Genomic DNA, 19,456 nt, shown 5'->3' on the forward strand with positions numbered 1-19,456 from the left:
AATTGTTCTTTTGAATGGTATCAGTATAATGGTTTCTTGTACGTTATGCAACGACTGCAGCAAATACAGGGAGGAACTATTAAAGATGTTAAATGAACAACGACAATCAAATACCGCTACTTGGACACTGCTGGCATTGGCGCTCAGTGCTTTTGCTATCGGGTCCACCGAATTTATCAGCGTTGGGGTCATGCCGCTGATCATTCAAACGTTTGGCGTCAGTCTCAGTACGGCTGGGATGACGGTTTCCATCTACGCGGCGGGGATTACCATTGGGGCACCGCTATTGACCTCTTTGACCAGTAAGTTTGAGCGTAAACAGTTGCTGATCGCCGTGATGGTGACTTTTATTATTGGCAATCTGATTACTGCTGCAGCGCCGACTTTCGGTATTTTACTGGCTGGTCGGGTGGTCGCCGCCTTTGCTCATGGCCTATTTATGTCCGTTGCCACGGTGATTGCGGCCAGCGTGGTACCAATGAATCGGCGGGCATCCGCCATTGCCACCATGTTTACTGGACTGACGGTAGCTACTGTGACTGGGGTACCACTGGGAACCTTTATCGGGCAGCACGCTAGCTGGCGGATGTCATTTGTGGTCATTGCCACCATTGGTTTACTAGCACTGATTGGCAACCAGCTCTTGGTACCGGCAAAATTACCGAAGCCGGTCGCATCGAAACGTGGCGGGTTATTGCGAATCTTAAAACAGCGCGACTTGATGCTGAGTTTGGTGATCACTGCGTTAGGTTATGGGGCTAGTTTTCCAGTTTACACGTATCTGACGACAATTCTTGGTAAGGCTGGCTGGTCAACGAGTCTCATCGTGGTGTTACTGATTGCGTATGGTCTAGCGGTGGCAATCGGCAACGTTGCTGGTGGCCGGTTTGCTAACTTGAATCCCCTGGGTGCGTTAACCAAGATGTTTGCGGCGTTGGCGTTAGTCATGTTAGTCATGATTTTTGGTATCTCAGCGCACGTAGTCGGATTGATTTTAGTGCTCGCCATGGGGCTATTAGCCTTTATGAACGTCCCTGGACTGCAGCTATATACCATGCAGATTGCGGAGGATAAGCTGCCAGAAGATGCGCAACTGGCTTCTTCTTTGAACATCTCATTTTTCAATATTGGTATCATGATTGGATCGTTTTCGGGCGGTCAGATCGTTAACCAGTTGGGGTTAATGTGGACGCCAATTGCCGGACTGATGATGAGTTTACTGGCATTACTATTAGTTCAAGTTGCCAAACGGCTACTTAAATAAGGATCAACAGGCTCTAAGACATTTTCCGAAACGGAAGTGGTCTTAGAGCCTGTTTTTTAGTTCAATTAAGCTGGTAAATTAGCGAGTAACGTTTCACTATCGGTGACCCAGCCGACCCGTGGAAAAATTTTGGCGAAGAAGAATTGGTGACTTTCCGGATCACGGTCAGCACAGGCGTCCGATACTGTAATCAGCCGATAATGTTGCTGATAGGCGTCCAACGCAGTCGCGTAGACACCGTTTGAACTGGAGACTCCAGTAAGAATGATGGTGTCGATACCGCGACGTCGAAGCTGTAGATCTAGGTCGGTACCAAAGAAGGCACCGGGATTTTGTTTGTTAATGATCATCACGTTTTTCGCAAACGGATCATGGGCGATCGGCATCATTAACTGAGCGGTATTCGGTGTGGTTGAGCCATTTTGATCATTCTCCTTAAATGGAAACAGGGTTTGAACTGAGTGAACATTGACCGTGACTTGAACGATGAGCGCGGCGGTGTTTGTCAATCGTTCAGCTAACCGATTATTGACTTTAAGGACCTGATCAGCGGAACTGGGACCAATCGTTTTGGCCGCGAGAATGTTATTTTGCAGATCGATTGCGACAAAAGCAGTGTGTGCAAGGTTAATTTGAGGTAAATTGGACATTTTAAGACCTGACTTTCTGATGACTTACTATTAATTATAGCGCAACAACTTTAGTACTGATGGCATCGATAAAATCGCGGTCGTGTTCCGTGACCAGCATGGTAGGCTGAACGTTTTGAATGACGGTGACTAATTGATCCTGATTGAAGACGTCCAGGTAGTTCAGCGGTTCATCCCAGAGGTAAAGGCCGGTGGGGGTGGCTAGACTAGCCGCCAGTTCCACCTTCTTTTGCTGACCGGCAGAGAGCTGTTGAATCGGTGTTTGGAAGGCTGAACGCGGCATCCCCAATTTCTTGAGGTTGTTTAAAAGGTCCTGGTAGTGCAGCTGCCGTTTTTCGGCAAATTTAGTTAAAGTGCCGACGTTATTGGGATAGTGCTGACGAACAATGCTGCGAGCAGCCGTTTGCGCCAGTTTAATTTCACCGGTGATGGTGCCCTTGAAGTGACCCAAGATGGCCGCAATCAAGGAACTTTTACCGCTGCCATTGGGACCAATCAAAGCGACACGGTCACCCTTATTGAGTTCAAAGCTGACTGGCTTAGCGAAAAGCGGCGAACCATCATAGCTTAACTGGACGTTGCGCACCCGCAGTAACGTCGCGTGATGATCCGGTTGATAATTCATTTTTAAGGGGTCGATAAACTCGACATTTTGCAGCAGTGACTCTTTATCCGTGATGGCTTTGTCCATTCGGTGTTCCAAATTTTTCGCCTTTTGCATGACCCGAGCCGAACGGGCACCAATAAAGCCGGTATTATTAATCGAGCCGCTGCCTTTTTGATGCGGGTTGCCGTACTTGTCACCTTCGCGATTTTGACTCCACTGCCGTTTGTTGGCAGCCGTTTCTTTTAGGCGGCCAATATCGTGGCGCAACTTGGATTGTTCTGCATATTCAGTCTGGTCCTTCAATTTTTTAGCTTGTTCATAAGCCGAATAATTACCTTGGGTCAAGACTAATTGCTGTTTTTCGATGGTCAGCGTGTGGTCAGTAGCCACGTCTAAGAAGTGCCGGTCGTGAGAAATGACGATGAAGCCCTGTTGCTTTTGGTGCAGGTAGGCCGCGATTTGATCCCGACCGGCAATGTCTAAATGGTTAGTGGGCTCATCTAGCAATGGAAAGCCGGTATTGCTAGCAAAGGTGGCTGCCAGCAAGACTTTGGTCTGCTCACCGCCAGAGAGGCTGTCAAAGGCGCGGTAGAGAATACCGTCATCAGTGTGCATCAGGCTCAGTTCGCGCTGGACTTCCCACAGTTCAGCAGTGGTGGCTTTCTCCGCGATGACCCAAGCATCCTGAGTCGGGTCTTTAACGGGTTGGGGAAAATACAGCGGTTCTAGTGGCATGGAAATGTGGCCTGAACCGCTGAGTACCCCACGAATCAAATTCAGCAGGGTGGTTTTGCCGCGGCCGTTACGACCGGTTAGACCAAGCTTCCAGCTATTGTCAAAGGTGAGGTTTTGTTTCGTAAATAAGTCCGGTTGCCCGGGATAGGCAAAGGATAAATTAGTCATTTGAATAGTCGACATAATGAGGTACCTCCAATCTCTGGGCGGGCACCGTGGCAATTTAGACATCAAAAAAGCACCTGAGAACGATTCTCCAGGTGCTTACTCGCATACTCATATGCGTTTAGGCTCGCTAGAGAAGGTCTAGGTCAATGCCAGAACTGCGCAGTATTCCCCTGTAACGGGAATCACGGTGCTAGGTTCTAACGGTTGACTTAGATCTTCAATGGGCGATACCTCCTCTTGGTTTTGTGTAGCATTAAAATAACATGGTTTTTGTGGTGGTGTCAAATCGTAATTCTTGGATTGTGGTTAAAGTACGCTGCACTCCGGGCGCTTCGGGGCTGGAACGTGGTGGCTCGCTCCGGAGCTAATAATCTTACATAGCCGAAACGTGCTCCACGAGGCAGAGAGCTATATATAAGGCACTTAAACCATAAACCCAAGTTCGGGGTTTATGGTTTAAGTGCCTTATACACCGCTCTCTTAACGCCTCGTTCCACACTCTGCCTTAACTGGATCTCCTCCGTCTCGCGTGAAACTAAGAAGTAGTCGCTGCTTCGCACCGCCAACTCCCAAGTTTCACCTTCACCACTGAGCCCCAGCGCCCTCCGTTTCGCTCACAGAACATGAACTATCATAAATTGTAAATAATGAATTACTTACTGCTAGGTTCTCCAAACTTCCCCCAATGTTTTGCCAAATATTTCACTGTCAGGCTACCTTGCTGTTTGACTAAGTCTAATGGTTTACCAGCTGCCACAATTTTACCGCCGGCAGCCCCGCCACGCGGTCCCATATCGATAAGATAATCGGCATTGAGCATTAGATCCACATCATGTGTGATGATAAGGATCGTGGCACCATTGATTCGTAGTTTATCGATAATTTGCAGCAGGGTTTGAACGTCTAGCGGATGCAGGCCGATTGATGGTTCATCGAAGACGAAGAGCGTGCCAGCTTCCTTTTTGGTCAAGTGACTGACTAACTTGAGCCGTTGCGCTTCACCACCAGATAAGGCTGGCGTGCTTTCACCTAGATGCAGATAAGCTAAGCCGACTTCCTGAAGCTGCTTTAACTGATGTTCAATTTTCGGGACGTCCTTGAAAACGGGGATGGCATCTTCAACCGACAAGTTTAAGAGGTCAACGATTGAATAGCCATGCCATTTGATCTGCTGAATTTCATCTTTGTAGCGGGCACCGTGGCACACGGGGCAGACTTCCTCCATGTCGGGCAGGTACTGAATATCCAGTGTGATATTACCGAGGCCACCGCAGTTGGGGCAGGCGCCCTGTTTATTATTGTAAGAGAAATAGGCGATGCCGTACCCCTTAGCTTTGGATTCCGGTAAATTAGCAAACATATGTCGCAAAGCATTCATGATGCTGGTGTAGGTTGCCAGAGTCGAGCGGGCATTTTTACCCACTGGACTGGCATCCACACTGACCACGTCTTGTAGGTCTGTGGTAAGTTCACTGACTTGTTTGGGTAGTTTTTGTTGTTTCTTACGCGCTTGGATGGCTGGTACCAGTGAATCAATAATCAGGCTGGTTTTGCCGGCACCAGAGAATCCTGTGATGGCTGTAACTTGGTTATCTGGGAAACTTGTGTCAACGTTATGCAGGTTGAAATGATCACTGATTTTGAGATGGGTCATTTGGCCAGTTGGTTTTTTAGCAGCGTGTTTTTGCTGCAAAATATCCGCGTGACCAGAGATAAAGGGGCCAATCAATGATTTCGGGTTAGTCACTAAGCTTTTAGGTGTTCCTTGTGCAATGACTTGGCCGCCTTCGTCACCAGAACCGGGGCCAATTTCAATCACCCAGTCAGCGGCGGCAATAATGTCGACTTCATGATCCACGACCACCAGCGAATTCCCTTGAGCGATCAACTGGCGGAACACGTTGATCAAACCGTGAATATTATCCGGATGCAGGCCAATTGAGGGCTCATCCAAAACGTATAAGACACCAGTAGTTTCAGTACGCAGTGTCCGGGCCAGTTGAATTCGTTGCAGTTCGCCGGTCGATAACGTATTGCCGCTGCGAGAAAGGCTGAGGTATTCTAGGCCCAACTCCAGTAGTGGCCGTAAGTTATCATCTAATTCGGTAAACAGAATTTTAGCTAGTGAGGCCATGTCATCAGGTAATGCTTCCTTGGTGTCAGCTTCCCATTTGGCTAAATCATTGAGCTGCATGTCAGCTACTTCGGCAATGTTTTTACCGCCGACTAACTGCTTCAATCGCACTGGATTTAGCCGTGAACCGTGGCAAGTGGGGCAGGTTGAAAAATGATAGAACTGATTGATTCGCGCAATTGACCGCTCACTGGTATTGGACTTGATGGAGTCTTCAACGGCGACATATGCGTTTTCGTACAGCGCGTTATCCATGTGAAAGACCCGGCCGGTCCCAGAACTGATATTGACCGGATGAGTTGTTCTTTCCCCATGCAAGACGATATCGCGTTCATGGTCGGTGAGGTCTTTGTAAGGTACATCAGTCCGAACGCCTAAAGTGGCGACAACTTTTGGCATAAAATTACGGCCGGGCAGATGCCAGGAAGCGACCACGCCTTGATCAATGGTCAGGTTTTCGTCACCAATCAGCTTGTCTTCATCGAGCTTGCGGACAACGCCTAAACCGTGACAGGTGGGGCAGGCACCAGTGGAATTAAACGAGAAGTCTTCGGCGCTAGTTGCCATGAAACGAATGCCACAAGTGGGACAGGTGATCTTGCCCATTTCATCACCCAAGATATCCATTGTTTGGGCAATTTTGATGGTGGGCGGAATTCGGTGACCATTGGGACAGACGATTGAGCCTAGCCGTGAAAAGATCAGTCGGATCACGTTAAAGGCTTCGGTGAGGGAGCCCACCGTGGATCGTTCTGACGGAATATTTGGTCGCTGGCGCAGCGCCAAAGCGGATGGAATGTGCTTAACGGACTGCACCTGTGATTTTTTATTTTGGGCGATTCGCCGGCGAGTATAGGTCGACAGGGCATCCAAGTACCGTCTGGAACCTTCAGCGTATAGAATCCCCATGGCCAGGGAACTTTTCCCTGATCCGGAGGGGCCGGAAATGGCGACAAACTTATTTAACGGAATATCAACATCGATATTTTTCAGGTTATTGACGTTACCGCCGCGAACTTCAATATGATCAATTGGCTGAACCACATGAGCACCTGACTTTCTGTTAATGAATAGGTCTATTCTAACGTAAATTTGGTGATGGTGAAAATGCGTTTAATGTGGCAGTACGGAAAAGAGCCTTGTTAAGCGTTCATTTCGTTGCGTGAAACCGGCCACTCGTCGTGGGGTCGCTCCGGAGCTAGCCCTGAGCAAGCTCCGGGCGGATCTCCTCCGTCTCCCGTAGTTGTAAGCGAGTAAAAAACACTCACTAACAACTACTTTCACCACGATTGGCCAGTTTCACTCCACTGCATTCCAATTAGTTCATCGTTGTTACTGAACTGAATGGTTGCTGTCGCAAATTATGATAAATTCTGGAGTGTTTCAGTATCTATTCACTGTATTAGTTTTGATATTTCACAATATAATCATCATTTGCGCTTGCGCAACCAAACGGTAATTGTTGATAGAGTGAGTAATTTGAATGGAGCGGAGCGGGGGTGGGCAAATCGTGGTGTCGATAGCAGTTGGCTACCGTTTTTTGGTAGCTTACTGCTATGCGAGACGGAGGAGATCCGCCCCAAGCGAAGCGCGGGTGCTAGCTCCGGAGCGAGCCACTGCGAGTTGCCCGCCTCCGCGAAGTGGAATGAACTTTAGTATAACTGTCATTTTTTCTAAGCAGTATAGGCATTGGAACGAATCCCAAAAGAGAACTACAATTGATTACGAATAAGACAAATTTAGCAAATTGAAGCTAATATAGAAAAATTCTAATTTACCCTTTAATTTAGAAAAATTACATTGTACAATGAACTTGTAGCAAATTCTAAGGAGGGTTTTCACATGAGTTTAGTAGGAAAACAGATTGAGGAATTTAAGGCACAGGCATATCAAAAGGGCGAGTTTATTGACGTTACTGATGCAGATATCAAAGGTCATTGGAGCGTTATTATGTTCTACCCGGCTGACTTTTCATTTGTCTGCCCAACCGAATTGGAAGATTTACAAGATCAATATCAAACCTTACAAAGTTTAGGCGTTGAAGTTTATTCCGTTTCTGAAGATACCCATTTTGTCCACAAGGCATGGCACGATGAATCAGACGCTGTTGGTAAACTCCAATATGCAATGATCGGTGACCCATCGCATCAACTAGCCAAGATGTTTGACGTCTTTGATGAAGACGCGGGCCTTGCTCAACGGGGGACGTTCATCTTGGATAAGGATGGCGTCGTTCAATCAATGGAAGTTAACGCTGACGGTATTGGCCGGAACGCTTCTGAATACATTGATCGCATCAAAGCGGGTCAATACGTTGCCTCTCATCCAGGTGAAGTATGTCCTGCTAAGTGGAAGGAAGGTTCCGAAACCTTAACTCCAGGCCTCGATCTTGTAGGCAAGATCTAAGATGTTAGATAATAAATTAAAACAGCAGCTGAGTAGCTATTTACAGTTGCTTCAGCAGCCAGTGGTCTTTACGTTAGACACTGGTGACTCGGCAAATGGGACTAAGGTGCGCGACTTCTTAAACGAAGTGGTGGCCTTATCACCTAAACTGTCGATTGCTGAAGGGCAATTGAAGCGCCAGCCCAGCTTCACGGTGGACGCTAAGGGCGCAGCACCTTCTGGGATTACCTTCGCAGGGATTCCACTGGGGCACGAATTTGAGTCCTTTGTTTTGGCACTCTTACAGGTTTCCGGTCACGCACCGAAGATTTCAGCGAAAGTCCGTCAACAAATCGAGGCAATTGATCAGGACTTACACTTTGAAACCTTTGCCAGTTTGAGCTGTCATAATTGTCCAGACGTGGTCCAAGCATTAGATATTATGAGTCTGTTAAATCCGCATATCACTCATACCATGATCGAAGGCGGCATGTTCCAAGACGAAGCGGAAGCCAACAACATTATGGCTGTGCCAACCGTTTTCTTGAACGGCAAAGAATGGCACAACGGTCGTGCAACGTTGGAACAACTTGTTAACAAGGCGCAGGGCAAAGCTGCCGTGGCAGCCGTTGATAACGATGTTTCTGATCAGACCTACGATGTTTTGATCATCGGTGGCGGCCCCGCCGCTGGTTCCGCTGCAGTGTATGCTGGTCGTAAAGGCCTGTCCACTGCGGTAGTTGCTGATCATATGGGTGGTCAGCCCCTTGAAACCGTTGGTATTGAGAATTTGATCGGTACTGACTACATCGAGGGTGAACAGCTGATGCAAAACATCCAAGCGCAGATGACCAAGTACAACGTCACGCTGATTGATGGCCAAACGGTCACTGGGTTGACTGCAGGTTCACCGGTTCAAGTCAGCTTAAAAGGTGACACCATACTGAAAGGCCGGACCGTGATTATTGCGACCGGTGCGCACTGGCGTAACGTCAACGTACCTGGCGAAGCTGAATTTCGTAACAAGGGTGTAGCTTACTGCCCACATTGCGACGGTCCGCTTTATAAGGGTAAAAACGTTGCCGTTATCGGTGGCGGGAACTCTGGTGTTGAAGCAGCAATTGATTTAGCTGGTATCGCGAAGCACGTTTCCGTACTGGAATTCGTGCCTAAGATCTCAGCCGATGCCGTTTTGGTCAGCAAGGCACAGTCGTTAGCTAACGTTGATTTAATTACTAACGCCCAAACAACTGCAATTACGGGCGATGGCCGAGTTACCGGCATGACGTACACTGATCGTGCTACCGGCGATTCCAAGTCATTAGCTGTCGACGGCGTTTTCGTTCAGATCGGGCTGGTACCCAATACCGACTGGCTGGCAGAATGCGTTGACATGAATAAACACGGTGAAATTGTGGTTGATGAAAAGGGTGCAACCAGCATGGCAAACGTCTTTGCTGCTGGTGACTGCACGAACTCAACTTACAAACAGATCATCATTTCCATGGGTTCTGGTGCTACCGCTGCTCTTGGTGCTTTTGATGCATTAGCACGTGAGGTAACCGTTAAAGCTTAATTTAAATGATTCACAAATGATAAGTCACGATTTCCGATAGGAGTCGTGACTTTTTGATTGCCACCTTCGGGTGCCCGTGATGGGGACTGCTGTGGGGACCGGCAAAAGCCACGTCTTTTGCCTCGCATCCAAGCCACGCCAGACCCGCGTGTCTCGGATGTCGTCCCGTGCTGTAAGATCGGGGGAATTCACCCCGACCTAACACCACCGACACAGCAGCCCCCATCACGGGCACCCTGCGGTTCATATAGTGGTCAATTAGCGAAATGAACACAAAAATGCCATCCGCAATTTAGTTTACGGATGGCATTTTTTCAATTCACAGCGATTTGTTTATAGCGATTTCATTTGAGTTAAGACGCTTTGTGGTAACTGCAACTCAGCAGCTTTGATGGCATCGTCAATGTAGCTGACTTTGCTGGCGCCTAATAAAGCGGTAGTGATGCCCGGAATTGATAACACCCCGGCAAAGGCGAGTTGCGACATTGAAATACCGGAATCGTCTGAAATGGTCTTTAGCTTGCTGACGGCCTTTTTATCGGCATCGTTAAAGTATTCTTTGATCAGCGGTTCACCTTGCGCAGCACGGCTATTTGCAGGCATGGCACCATTTAGATACTTGCCAGTGAGCACGCCACGAGCCAGCGGGCTGTAAGCTAAGAAACCAACGTGAGAACGCTGAGCTAATTTCAGAACAGCTGAATCATCGTGGTTACTCAAGATATTGTAGCGGTTTTGCAGTGAGGTCAGCGGGTTTAGCCGGCGATCTTTAATAATGCCCAGTGCCAGTTTTAACTGGTATTCACTGTAATTAGAAACCCCATAATACCGAATCTTACCCTCATCAACTAAGTCACTCAGTGTGGTCAGCGTTTCGGCTAGTGGGGTGCCATTGTCGAATAAATGGGCCTGATACAGGTCAATATGATCGGTTTGCAGGCGTTCCAGTGATGAATCAATCTGCTGGCGGATGTGCTCACGCGACAGCGTTGGGTTGCTCATTACAGGATTGGTATTGGAACCAACTTTGGTGGCCAGCACGATTTTAGAGCGGGCTCCCGGATTATGACTAAGCCAGTTGCCGATGATGGTTTCGGAGGTGCCGTCACCATAAGCTGGTTTTTCGTCTTGACCAGGGCCATAGTAGTCAGCGGTATCAATTAAGTTAATCCCAGAATTAACAGCATGGGTTAAGATCGCATCCGAATCTGCTTCAGTGATCCAGCGACCAAAAGCCATGGTGCCTAAGCCAATTGGAGAAACGTTTAAGTTACTAGTACCAAGTTTTACTTTTTCCATAGTTTGCTCCTTCTTTATTCAATAACTCTATCTTAGTTCTTTTTACGTAAAATGAGTTTATTCGCGATTCAATTTTGAGAGTTCAGCTAGTAACGCAGCCTTGATTGGCTGAATCGTCGTTGGATTGTAGACGTCATAGAAGACGCAGTTCTGAAAGTGAGATGCGGGCTGAATACCGACGTAACGGAAGGTGACGTCTAACGGTTTTAAGAGGTCATTGACGCTTAACCCGTTCGTCAGCGGATTGCCGGGAGCATACGTTTCACGGACTGCAGCCAAAGTAGTGACATAGCCAAATTGTTTGCCGGTCATTAACGCCACCGGCTGGCCATTTTCATCGGTATCGTAAAACTGATGCAACGCAAACACGTCATCAATGTAGCGCTTTAACCCCCACGGCACCGCGTACCAGTATAGGGGGAAGTACAGTAATATCAGGTCGGCCCACTGAAACTTGGCGTACTCTTGAGCTGCCTCATAGTCCGTTACCGCAGTCGTTTTAACGTCATTGTGCTGCGACAGCGTTTGGATACTGATATCCACCAGTGTTTGAGTCAGTTTACCGCCAGCATCAGGGTGTGGCGTATACCCGTTGATCAGTAAAATACGCATAAAACTTAGCTCCTTTCAAAATTATCATATCATGATTATCCCGCTAATTGGCGGAAAAAGTTCGGTTGATGACGGCTTCAGTTAACCGGTTAACTTGCATTTTCCAAAAATGGGGTTATAATTCTAATTAATATTTAATGTCGGACTTACAATCAAGTAGCGTCTTATCTGGGTGTCAGGAAGTTGGCGGTTGCTGCGAGCCAATCAGGGTAAGAAAAGCGAAATACGTAGACGTCGACAATGGTTACCGCTAGAATCCATTATCTTCTGGTGAGTGGTGTACAGAAGTGTACACAATTTGGGTGGTACCACGGTAGAGTCTGATCGTCCCTGTTGCAGTTAATGCAATGGGGGCGATTTTTTTGTTGGGAGGAGTAATCAAAATGAGAACAACTTGCGGTGGCATTACACGATATTGATTGACCGGATTCTTTGCGGGTGAAAGGGATACATAAAAAGGGAGATCGATTGCAATGCAAAAAATTAAATTGAGTTTACGAGAAGCAATATTAATGTTAGTTCTGATTCTAGCAATTATGGGTTGTGGGGTGATTGGATTAGGATTGTCACCACAGGTACCAGTCTTATTGGCAATTACAGTCACCATCTTCTGGGCTAAATTCAAAGGCCTTTCCTGGGATGATATTAATCATGGGATCAAAGATGGGATCGATAAAGGGATTATCCCCATCGTCATCTTCATTTTAATTGGGGCTATGATCAGTACTTGGATCGCTGCCGGTACCATTCCCACGTTAATGGTGATTGGCTTTAAGGCCATCAGCGCACAGTGGTTCTTACCAACGGTTTTTCTGGTCTGCACGTTAGTCGGCGCGGCGGTTGGGAGCTGCTTTACGGTGGTCTCAACGGTCGGCATTGCCTTCTTCGGGATCGGTGTCACCATGAGCTTCAATCCAGCCTTAGTTGCTGGTGCGGTAATTTCCGGCGGTGTATTTGGTGATAAGTGTTCGCCACTGTCTGAAACCAACAATTTAGCCGCAGCGGTCGTGGATACTGATTTGTTTGATCACATGAAGACGATTCTTTGGTCAACGGTGCCAGCAGGGGTCATTTCAACCGTGATTTTTGCACTGCTGGGATTTGGTCATAACCACGCCGATTTTGCGAAGATCAACACGACCGTCGCTGCATTGACACAAGATTTCCATATTTCCTGGGTTGCTTTGATTCCCATCATTCTCGTGTTCGTCTGCGCCGGGTTTAAGATGGCGGCGATTCCAACCATGCTATTAAATGTACTGGTATCAGGTGTGATGATGTTTATCAATAATCCGCAACTCAGTGTGGTTAAAGCCAGCAACATCATCACCAACGGATTTGTTGCCAAAACGTCCAATTCAGAAGTCAATTTACTCTTGTCACGGGGCGGCATTGTCAGCATGATGCCCACGGTAGCCTTGATTGTCTTAACGCTGTCACTGGGTGGCCTGCTAGTGAACTTTGGGTTAGTCAGTGCGGTTATGACACCGTTAGCCAATCACTTAAATTCCCATGCTAAATTAGTGACAGCTGCATTGTGTGCCTGCATTGGGATCAACATCTTTGTTGGTGAACAATTTCTCTCTATCATTTTGCCAGGCCGGTCATTTAAACAAACCTTCGAAAATGGCGGTCTGGAGAGTTCAGCTTTAGGGCGAGTCCTTGAAGATGGTGGGACCGTTCTGAACTACTTAGTACCATGGGGTGTTGGCGGGGTCTTCTTAGCTAACACGCTGGGCGTACCAACCATGTCATACCTGCCATTTGTCTTCTTCAGTCTGCTTTGCCCGGTAATGTCTCTGATCAGCGGGTTAACTGGCATTGGTTTACATGTCCAAACTCAGCAGGTAGAAGCAAAGGCTTAGGTTTTTAGACACATCACTTTAACTGACTTTTCAGGTGATCAATGATAAACTACTAGTTAGATATCAGAAGGGACGGATGACTAATGGCAGTGAACTTAACCAAAGAAGAACTGAAACAATATGATGGTAAAAATGGTCATAAGGCGTATGTCGCAATCGATGGGACGATCTATGATTTAACGGATGTTGACGCTTGGAAGAACGGCGAACATCATGGTAATGTTGCGGGTCAGGATCTGTCAGCGGTCATTCTAAAAGCTCCACATAAGAAGTCGGTGCTTGAGAAGTTACCGGTGGTGGGAAAGTTAGTCTAGAGTGTGAAACAACTCGGGTTGACTCCTGAATATAACGACAATAAGGTGGGTTCCCTGGTTTTGGGGAACTCACCTTATTGTCGTTATATGTCTGGAGTCAGAGTGGTTGAACACGTTTGCGCTAGGTAACAGGAAAGCAGCGTTCACACTTTGAAGGTTATATTGGTAAGGATATTACTAGGTTTCTTAACTGAAATTCAGTGAATGACTGATCTGTTTGCTCGATACTTTTCTCTAGCCCAATCGTGTTCAACAAAGCAGAGACTTGCATGTAAGGACGGACTGGCAGAAACCCCAAGTTCAGGGTTTCCGCCAGTCCGTCCTTACACTCCAGTCTCTACCGCTTTGTTTCACACACTCACAGTTCAATTAAATTAAGTTGCAACGCCTTGGCCACAGCCTCAGCTCGGGAGAATACCCCCAGCTTATTATAAATAGTCGTGAGATTAGCCTTTACCGTGCGTTCGCTGACCCCAATGTCTGAAGCGATTTCTTTACTGTGATAGCCTTCCGCCACTTCCGTTAGAATTTGGTGTTCGCGCGGGGACAGTTCAATGCTTGATGTTGGCGTCGGCTGCGCAAAGGCCTTACCAGCAATTCGCGGTTCAATAAACGTTTCACCTTTGATGGCACCGCGGATGACATTTAAAATGGTATCTTTGTCAGCATCCTTCAGTAAGAACCCCTTGGCACCTAACTGCATGGCCTGTTGAATCGGTTTTTGATCATCAAAAGTCGTGAGAACTACCACGGGTAGATCAGGGTCGGTCGTATGCAGCTGCTTGATCAAAGCGATCCCGTCTAATTTGGGCATGCGAATATCAGTCAGTACGAGGTCAGGATGCAATTCTTTAACCTTATCCAGTCCCTCTTGGCCATCATCAGCCGTACCAATGACGTCAATATCCGAAGCCGTTTCAAAAATTAATTCCAGACCTGCTCGTAATAGTTCGTGGTCATCTACTATCAATACTTTGATCATCAGTTATCCAGTTCCTTTCGACTTGTTGGCATAGTTAACGTCACGGTGGTGCCTTCACCTAGTGAACTAATGACGGTCACGACACCGTCTAGGCGGGTTGCGCGCTCTTGCAGGCCACTAAGACCATAATGACCCGGTTTGAGTTTGTTTTTGGTATTAAATCCCTGACCAAAATCGATCACTTTTAATTTAAAAATATCATCTTTCAACTGGCTGCTGATCAGTGCCTGATCAGTTTTAGCGTGCTTGGCAACGTTGGTCAGCGCTTCAGTGACGATCCGGGTGATCTCGGTGAGCTGACTCGGAGCGTAGTCCGGAATATCACCAAATTTGATGGTGGTGTGAATGTGGTAATTTTTCTGAATTGCTTCAGTAGTGAGCTGCAGTCTAGCAGGCAGACTTTCTTCAGTGGTCGACCGTAAATCAGTCAATGTGATTCGTGATTCCTGCAACGCCTTACGCGATGCTGTCACACTATCATTAATGATTTCTTTTGCTCGCTTGGTGTTGCCCTGATCCAGAAAACTGTTAGCTGCTTCCAATTGCATCACCACGGCTGCCAGTCCCTGAGTCAGCGTATCGTGAAGCTCGCGGGCCACTCGCTGGCGTTCAGAGCGGATGGCAGAAGCTTCAACTTGTTTATAAGCCAGTTGCAGCTCACTATAAAGATCTTCCACCCGTTGGCGTTCACTTAATTGCTGCTGGTAAAGGCGCCAGTAATAAGCGACGATCAGGATCACGAAGACAAACGACTGGAGGGTCACTAGCGCTAGCCACCAGCCAACGGTGAGCAGATAAATGACCCATAGGATGGCGTAAACGAGGGTTAAGCCAGTTAGCATAATTTGTGGCCGGCGATAGGCAATGATGGAATCAATCATCAAAACGGGAAAAGTTCCTACCATCATAACGGGCGCGCTCACCGGCATGACGACGACTACGATCACCAATAACACGATTGGCACACAAACCATTTCCCACGGCCGTTTTTGGTACAGCCAGGGACCCAGCCAAATCGACAGGATGAAACCAGCGATGCCAATCAGTAAGAAGACCGGCGTGAGGCTGTGATGATATTGAACGGGCGGGGACATTGGCAGCCGGTTCTCAGAAAAAATCTTGAGGTGCTGCCCAATGGTGAAGGCACTAGTTGATAAAATACTGAGGGCCACAAAGCCGATCATGATCATCCAAACAATTAGCGGTACCCGCGCTTTTTTCAACGTCTGAATCTTTTGTGCTTCATTGTGTTTTGGCATGGTTTCACTTCACTTTCGCGATTGAGCTGTTAACTGTATTTTACACTAAAAGGCCACTTCGAAACGATTTCGGAGTGGCCTTTTAGGCTGACTTGATTGTGACTTGGAGAAATCGAACTTACTTCATTAACGCGTTAATCTGCTGACAAGGCATCGATTGGATTCAACCGGGCTGCGCTTCGAGCGGGTAGCAGAGAAGCTAACAGTGAGATGATCAGTGCAATCACGAAGACCACGACCACGTTGCTCAACGAAATTTGAACAAACGCGAAGTTGGCAATGCTTGAGAGTGCTTGGTTAGCAACAGTCTGACCCACGAAGGCGACAACGGTGGCCAGAGCAGCGCTTAGGACCCCGATAATCAGTGATTCACTGATAAACAGGCGGCGAACATCCCGTTTTGATTCACCTAATGCTCGTAAGATACCAATTTCCTTAGTTCGAGCACTAACAGACATGTACATCGTCACGATGATCATTAAAGCAGAAACCAGTAGTGAAATGGCGGCAATTGCGGCCAGTACATTTGTAGCTAGACTAATGTAGGTTTGAACGGTGCTGATAATTGAGCTGACTGAGGTTGCAGTGAACTGACGCTTGGCGTTGGACTTCAGCTTGTTCATTTGAGCAGTTGTTGATTTAACGTTATCAAGCTTATCCACGTTAACGGCGACCATTGGTGACTTAGTTTCGACGTTAGCATCCTGCATGGCGTTCTTCATGGTCTTGGTATTGACGTAGTTATCTGAACGCATGCTGCTGCCCATACCGCTTGAACTGGAGACGATTCCAGAAACCTTGAGTTTCATGTTAACGGTGGCCATCTTATGGTGCTTGTTTAACGTCTGGTACTTCATGGTGATAGTCTTACCGATCATTGATTTGTAATGATCCTTGTTCAGCTTTTTGGCAACGTCTTTAGAACCGATCAGGACTTCACCGGTCTTTGGTGCGTGACCGTACTTGATGCTGTTTTTAGTTGCACTGGTGTTCCAGTTTTGCAGCTGTGAAATGACAGCTGATTTGTCATTGTATTTGGAAGTCACGTTGCTAGCAATGTAGACGTTATCAACCTTAGTAACGTGCTTTAAGGACTTCAACTGGTCAATATTCTTGTTTGAAATGCTTGGCATAGCAGCGGTTGGTGCGGCGGTGGCGGCACTTAAACCGGCACCGCTTTGACTGCCACTACTGCTGCCACCTTGAGGACTGCTGGATTGGGAAGCAGAACTTGACTGAGCGCTTTGGGTACTGCCAGCTTGAGCAGAACTTCCCGAGGCTGCGGATGCTGTGCTATTTGGCGACTTCTGATAGCGACTCACGACAACGACTTGGGGATTGACCAAATCATTGACCTGTTTGTTGATGTAGCCGTTGATCCCGTTGCCTAAGCCAGAGAAGAGCATTACGGCAAATAGCCCAATGGCAGTTCCTAAAACAATCAGTGAATTCCGCCAGAAATTGTATTTGAAATGCTTATAGGCAGTTCGATAAGCGACGTTTGCTGGCAGTAATCGAGATTTCAGCCGTTCAGTGTCTTTAAGCGGATAGGCGTTGTGTAAACGGGTATCGGCATTGATTTTACCATCTTCCAAATGGACGATTCGGGTACCCGAGTTGGCTACTGATTGGGAGTGGGTCACAGCAATCACTAGTCGGCCTTCCTGGGCGATACTGTCCAGGATCTCCAGTACTTCAGCGGTGTTTTGTGAGTCCAGGGCACCAGTTGGTTCATCGGCAATGATGACTTTTGGATCACTAGCTAATGCCCGGGCAATGGCGACCCGCTGCTTTTGCCCACCAGAAAGTTGGTTGGGGTATTTCTTGGCTTGATCTTCTAGACCGACCCGCTTCAATAACGACATGGCCCGATCTTCTCGTTGGGCGTGGCTTAAAGTCGTCATGTCCAGCGGAATTAGAACGTTATCTAAGACCGTTAAGTGGCTGATCAGGTTGTAAGCTTGGTAAATGTAACCGATAGTATCGCGTCGGTAGGTATCCATGGCCTTTTCATTTTTATGGTCCAAACGTTTGCCATCAACGGTAACACTACCTTGAAATTGGCGGTCTAACCCACCGATGATGTTCATCAGGGTGGACTTACCACCACCGGATTCCCCTAAAATGGAAACAAATTCACCAAGGTCAAAGTTGAGATCGATTCCCTTTAAGACAGGGAATTCTTCTTTGCCCAGATAATAAGACTTATGAATGTCTCGTAGTTCTAAATAACTCATGGTGTTCCTCCTGCAATAATTTAAGTGTCTCTATCATAATCAGAATTACTGCAGCCGACATCGGTCGAACGGACAGTTAATTTTTGCCCAAATGGGCAGTGACGATATAAAGGCTGATATAGCAGTGATTAGAACGGCTTTTTAAAATGAAGAAAAGGAAATTTGGTATCGTTTGCATAAATAAGGTAAACTAGAAGTAATTCATTTTGTTTACGGGGGTGTGTTTTGGTGACCATATCGAAAAAAACATTAATCAAACTGGGTGTTGTGTTCGCCATTTTCCTGGCTTGCATCGTGTACCCAGGACCAATATTTGGGGCAATTGGTAACTTGGTATCCGTCCTTAATCCGCTGATTTTAGGTGCGGTAATGGCTTACGCGGTCAACTTACTTTCTCGGCAATTAGAGAAGGGGTTATGGCCGCATGCCAGTCAAAAATGGGCCCAGGGGTTTCGTCGGCCGTTGGCAATCTTAGCAGCGCTGGTCATTATCGTGTTGGTGATTGCGGGTGTCATGCGGCTGGTTATTCCACAGTTCGTGGACGCCATTAACAGTTTCTTCAAAACGGCACCCGGTACTATCAATGATCTGACCCGTTGGCTGAATCAATTCGATCAGGATCATACCATTAGTCAACGGGTGACGGCGGCAACAGCTTCCTTTAATTGGAAGTCAATTGAATCAAAAGTCATGAAGTACCTAACCGTTGGCGCTTCTGGCATCTTTTCTTCAACTGTCTCCATCTTCAGCAATATTTTCTCTGGTGTCATTAATTTTGTTTTATCCTTTGTTTTTGCCATCTATCTGCTCAGTGGTAAGGAAAAAATCGGTGGCTGGTTAAACCGGTTGATGGATGATTTTCTGCCAACTAAATTTGTGGCCAAAACACGTTACGTTTTGCATGTCACTGATAAGATGTTTTCTAGCTTCATTGCTGGACAAGTGCTGGAAGGCTTTATTCTAGGGACGCTGTGTACGTTAGGCATGATGGTTTTCCGCTTCCCAGATGCGCTTTCAATCGGGGCCTTAGTTGGTGTCAGTGCCTTGATTCCAATGATCGGTGCTTGGATCGGTGGAGTGGTCGGCTTTGTCTTGATCGCAGTTGTTTCGCCAATTCAAGCAATCTTGTTTGTGGTCTTCATCATCGTTCTTCAACAAGTTGAAGGTAACCTGATCTACCCCAGAGTGGTTGGCGGTACCATTGGTCTACCAGGTCTGCTGGTACTAGCAGCGATTACGATTGGTAGCGGCTTAGCAGGTATTGTGGGTATGATGTTAGCTGTTCCAATCACCGCGACGCTGTATAGACTGATGCGAAATGCGACCTTTAAAAAGGAAGGTCTTCAGATAAAAGAGTAGTTAACAAAAG

The 19,456-nt window shown here is 47.2% G+C and carries 14 protein-coding genes; 6 read left to right on the top strand and 8 right to left on the bottom strand.

Going from position 1 to position 19,456, the window contains the following annotated elements; all coding sequences use genetic code 11:
* Positions 1–85: 85 nt before the first annotated feature.
* Positions 86–1,264: an MFS transporter gene (locus CES79_RS02755; RefSeq protein WP_089136237.1), complete on the top strand. Its 1,179-nt coding sequence runs from the start codon at positions 86–88 to the stop codon at positions 1,262–1,264.
* Positions 1,265–1,329: 65 nt separating this feature from the next.
* Here CES79_RS02755 and CES79_RS02760 read toward each other — a convergent pair whose 3' ends face one another.
* The 3 genes from CES79_RS02760 to CES79_RS02770 form a co-directional block, all read right to left on the bottom strand.
* Positions 1,330–1,914, bottom strand: coding sequence for an isochorismatase family protein (locus tag CES79_RS02760; protein WP_054656328.1), 585 nt, complete (start codon positions 1,912–1,914; stop codon positions 1,330–1,332).
* 34 nt (positions 1,915–1,948) lie between these two features.
* Entirely contained in the window at positions 1,949–3,439 is a 1,491-nt protein-coding gene (gene abc-f, locus CES79_RS02765) for a ribosomal protection-like ABC-F family protein (protein ID WP_089136238.1), read from the bottom strand.
* Positions 3,440–4,076: 637 nt separating this feature from the next.
* Positions 4,077–6,602 carry an AAA family ATPase gene (locus CES79_RS02770; protein WP_089136239.1) on the bottom strand — a complete coding sequence of 842 codons (2,526 nt, stop codon included), beginning with the start codon at positions 6,600–6,602 and terminating at the stop codon, positions 4,077–4,079.
* 798 nt (positions 6,603–7,400) lie between these two features.
* Between CES79_RS02770 and ahpC the strand changes: the two genes are divergently transcribed.
* Together ahpC and ahpF are read left to right on the top strand one after the other, a co-directional pair.
* Positions 7,401–7,964 (top strand): alkyl hydroperoxide reductase subunit C, encoded by a 564-nt coding sequence (gene ahpC / locus CES79_RS02775; protein ID WP_054656329.1) that lies wholly within the window; start codon positions 7,401–7,403, stop codon positions 7,962–7,964.
* A gap of 1 nt (position 7,965) precedes the next feature.
* Complete coding sequence (gene ahpF / locus CES79_RS02780; protein WP_054656330.1) at positions 7,966–9,519, top strand: alkyl hydroperoxide reductase subunit F; 1,554 nt, start codon at positions 7,966–7,968, stop codon at positions 9,517–9,519.
* Positions 9,520–9,852: 333 nt separating this feature from the next.
* Here ahpF and CES79_RS02785 read toward each other — a convergent pair whose 3' ends face one another.
* Both CES79_RS02785 and CES79_RS02790 read right to left on the bottom strand, forming a co-directional pair.
* Positions 9,853–10,818 carry an aldo/keto reductase gene (locus tag CES79_RS02785; RefSeq protein WP_089136240.1) on the bottom strand — a complete coding sequence of 322 codons (966 nt, stop codon included), beginning with the start codon at positions 10,816–10,818 and terminating at the stop codon, positions 9,853–9,855.
* Positions 10,819–10,875: 57 nt separating this feature from the next.
* On the bottom strand, positions 10,876–11,430 hold the full coding sequence (locus tag CES79_RS02790) for an NAD(P)H-dependent oxidoreductase (RefSeq protein WP_054656332.1): 555 nt from the start codon (positions 11,428–11,430) through the stop codon (positions 10,876–10,878).
* Between the two features lie 473 nt (positions 11,431–11,903).
* Here CES79_RS02790 and nhaC point away from each other — a divergent pair, with 473 nt between their 5' ends.
* Together nhaC and CES79_RS02800 are read left to right on the top strand one after the other, a co-directional pair.
* The gene (gene nhaC / locus CES79_RS02795; protein ID WP_054656333.1) at positions 11,904–13,295 is read left to right on the top strand and encodes a Na+/H+ antiporter NhaC; all 1,392 of its coding nucleotides are present in this window, start codon (positions 11,904–11,906) and stop codon (positions 13,293–13,295) included.
* 83 nt (positions 13,296–13,378) lie between these two features.
* On the top strand, positions 13,379–13,609 hold the full coding sequence (locus CES79_RS02800; protein ID WP_054656334.1) for a cytochrome b5 domain-containing protein: 231 nt from the start codon (positions 13,379–13,381) through the stop codon (positions 13,607–13,609).
* 358 nt (positions 13,610–13,967) lie between these two features.
* Here the strand turns inward: CES79_RS02800 and CES79_RS02805 are convergent, their stop codons facing one another.
* The 3 genes from CES79_RS02805 to CES79_RS02815 all read right to left on the bottom strand — a co-directional run bounded on the left by CES79_RS02805 (position 13,968) and on the right by CES79_RS02815 (position 18,087).
* A complete protein-coding gene (locus CES79_RS02805) occupies positions 13,968–14,591 on the bottom strand; it encodes a response regulator transcription factor (protein WP_054656335.1) in 624 nt (207 codons plus the stop codon).
* The gene (locus CES79_RS02810; protein ID WP_089136241.1) at positions 14,591–15,850 is read right to left on the bottom strand and encodes a sensor histidine kinase; all 1,260 of its coding nucleotides are present in this window, start codon (positions 15,848–15,850) and stop codon (positions 14,591–14,593) included. The genes CES79_RS02805 and CES79_RS02810 overlap by 1 nt, the downstream gene beginning before the upstream one ends.
* A 134-nt stretch (positions 15,851–15,984) precedes the next feature.
* A complete protein-coding gene (locus CES79_RS02815; RefSeq protein ID WP_089136242.1) occupies positions 15,985–18,087 on the bottom strand; it encodes an ABC transporter ATP-binding protein/permease in 2,103 nt (700 codons plus the stop codon).
* 228 nt (positions 18,088–18,315) lie between these two features.
* On the opposite strand from CES79_RS02815, the gene CES79_RS02820 reads away from it, so the two are divergent.
* Positions 18,316–19,446 (top strand): AI-2E family transporter, encoded by a 1,131-nt coding sequence (locus tag CES79_RS02820; RefSeq protein WP_054656342.1) that lies wholly within the window; start codon positions 18,316–18,318, stop codon positions 19,444–19,446.
* Positions 19,447–19,456: the final 10 nt, after the last annotated feature.

This window comes from Secundilactobacillus silagei JCM 19001, assembly GCF_002217945.1.
Taxonomy (GTDB): domain Bacteria; phylum Bacillota; class Bacilli; order Lactobacillales; family Lactobacillaceae; genus Secundilactobacillus; species Secundilactobacillus silagei.

Excerpts from the sequence above, each read along its gene's own strand:
- ahpC (WP_054656329.1), top strand. The coding sequence starts at position 7,401 with ATGAGTTTAGTAGGAAAACAGATTGAGGAATTTAAGGCACAGGCATAT.
- CES79_RS02815 (WP_089136242.1), bottom strand. The coding sequence starts at position 18,087 with ATGAGTTATTTAGAACTACGAGACATTCATAAGTCTTATTATCTGGGC.
- CES79_RS02810 (WP_089136241.1), bottom strand. The coding sequence starts at position 15,850 with ATGCCAAAACACAATGAAGCACAAAAGATTCAGACGTTGAAAAAAGCG.
- CES79_RS02805 (WP_054656335.1), bottom strand. The coding sequence starts at position 14,591 with ATGATCAAAGTATTGATAGTAGATGACCACGAACTATTACGAGCAGGT.
- CES79_RS02800 (WP_054656334.1), top strand. The coding sequence starts at position 13,379 with ATGGCAGTGAACTTAACCAAAGAAGAACTGAAACAATATGATGGTAAA.
- CES79_RS02790 (WP_054656332.1), bottom strand. The coding sequence starts at position 11,430 with ATGCGTATTTTACTGATCAACGGGTATACGCCACACCCTGATGCTGGC.
- abc-f (WP_089136238.1), bottom strand. The coding sequence starts at position 3,439 with ATGTCGACTATTCAAATGACTAATTTATCCTTTGCCTATCCCGGGCAA.
- CES79_RS02755 (WP_089136237.1), top strand. The coding sequence starts at position 86 with ATGTTAAATGAACAACGACAATCAAATACCGCTACTTGGACACTGCTG.
- CES79_RS02785 (WP_089136240.1), bottom strand. The coding sequence starts at position 10,818 with ATGGAAAAAGTAAAACTTGGTACTAGTAACTTAAACGTTTCTCCAATT.
- nhaC (WP_054656333.1), top strand. The coding sequence starts at position 11,904 with ATGCAAAAAATTAAATTGAGTTTACGAGAAGCAATATTAATGTTAGTT.
- CES79_RS02760 (WP_054656328.1), bottom strand. The coding sequence starts at position 1,914 with ATGTCCAATTTACCTCAAATTAACCTTGCACACACTGCTTTTGTCGCA.
- ahpF (WP_054656330.1), top strand. The coding sequence starts at position 7,966 with ATGTTAGATAATAAATTAAAACAGCAGCTGAGTAGCTATTTACAGTTG.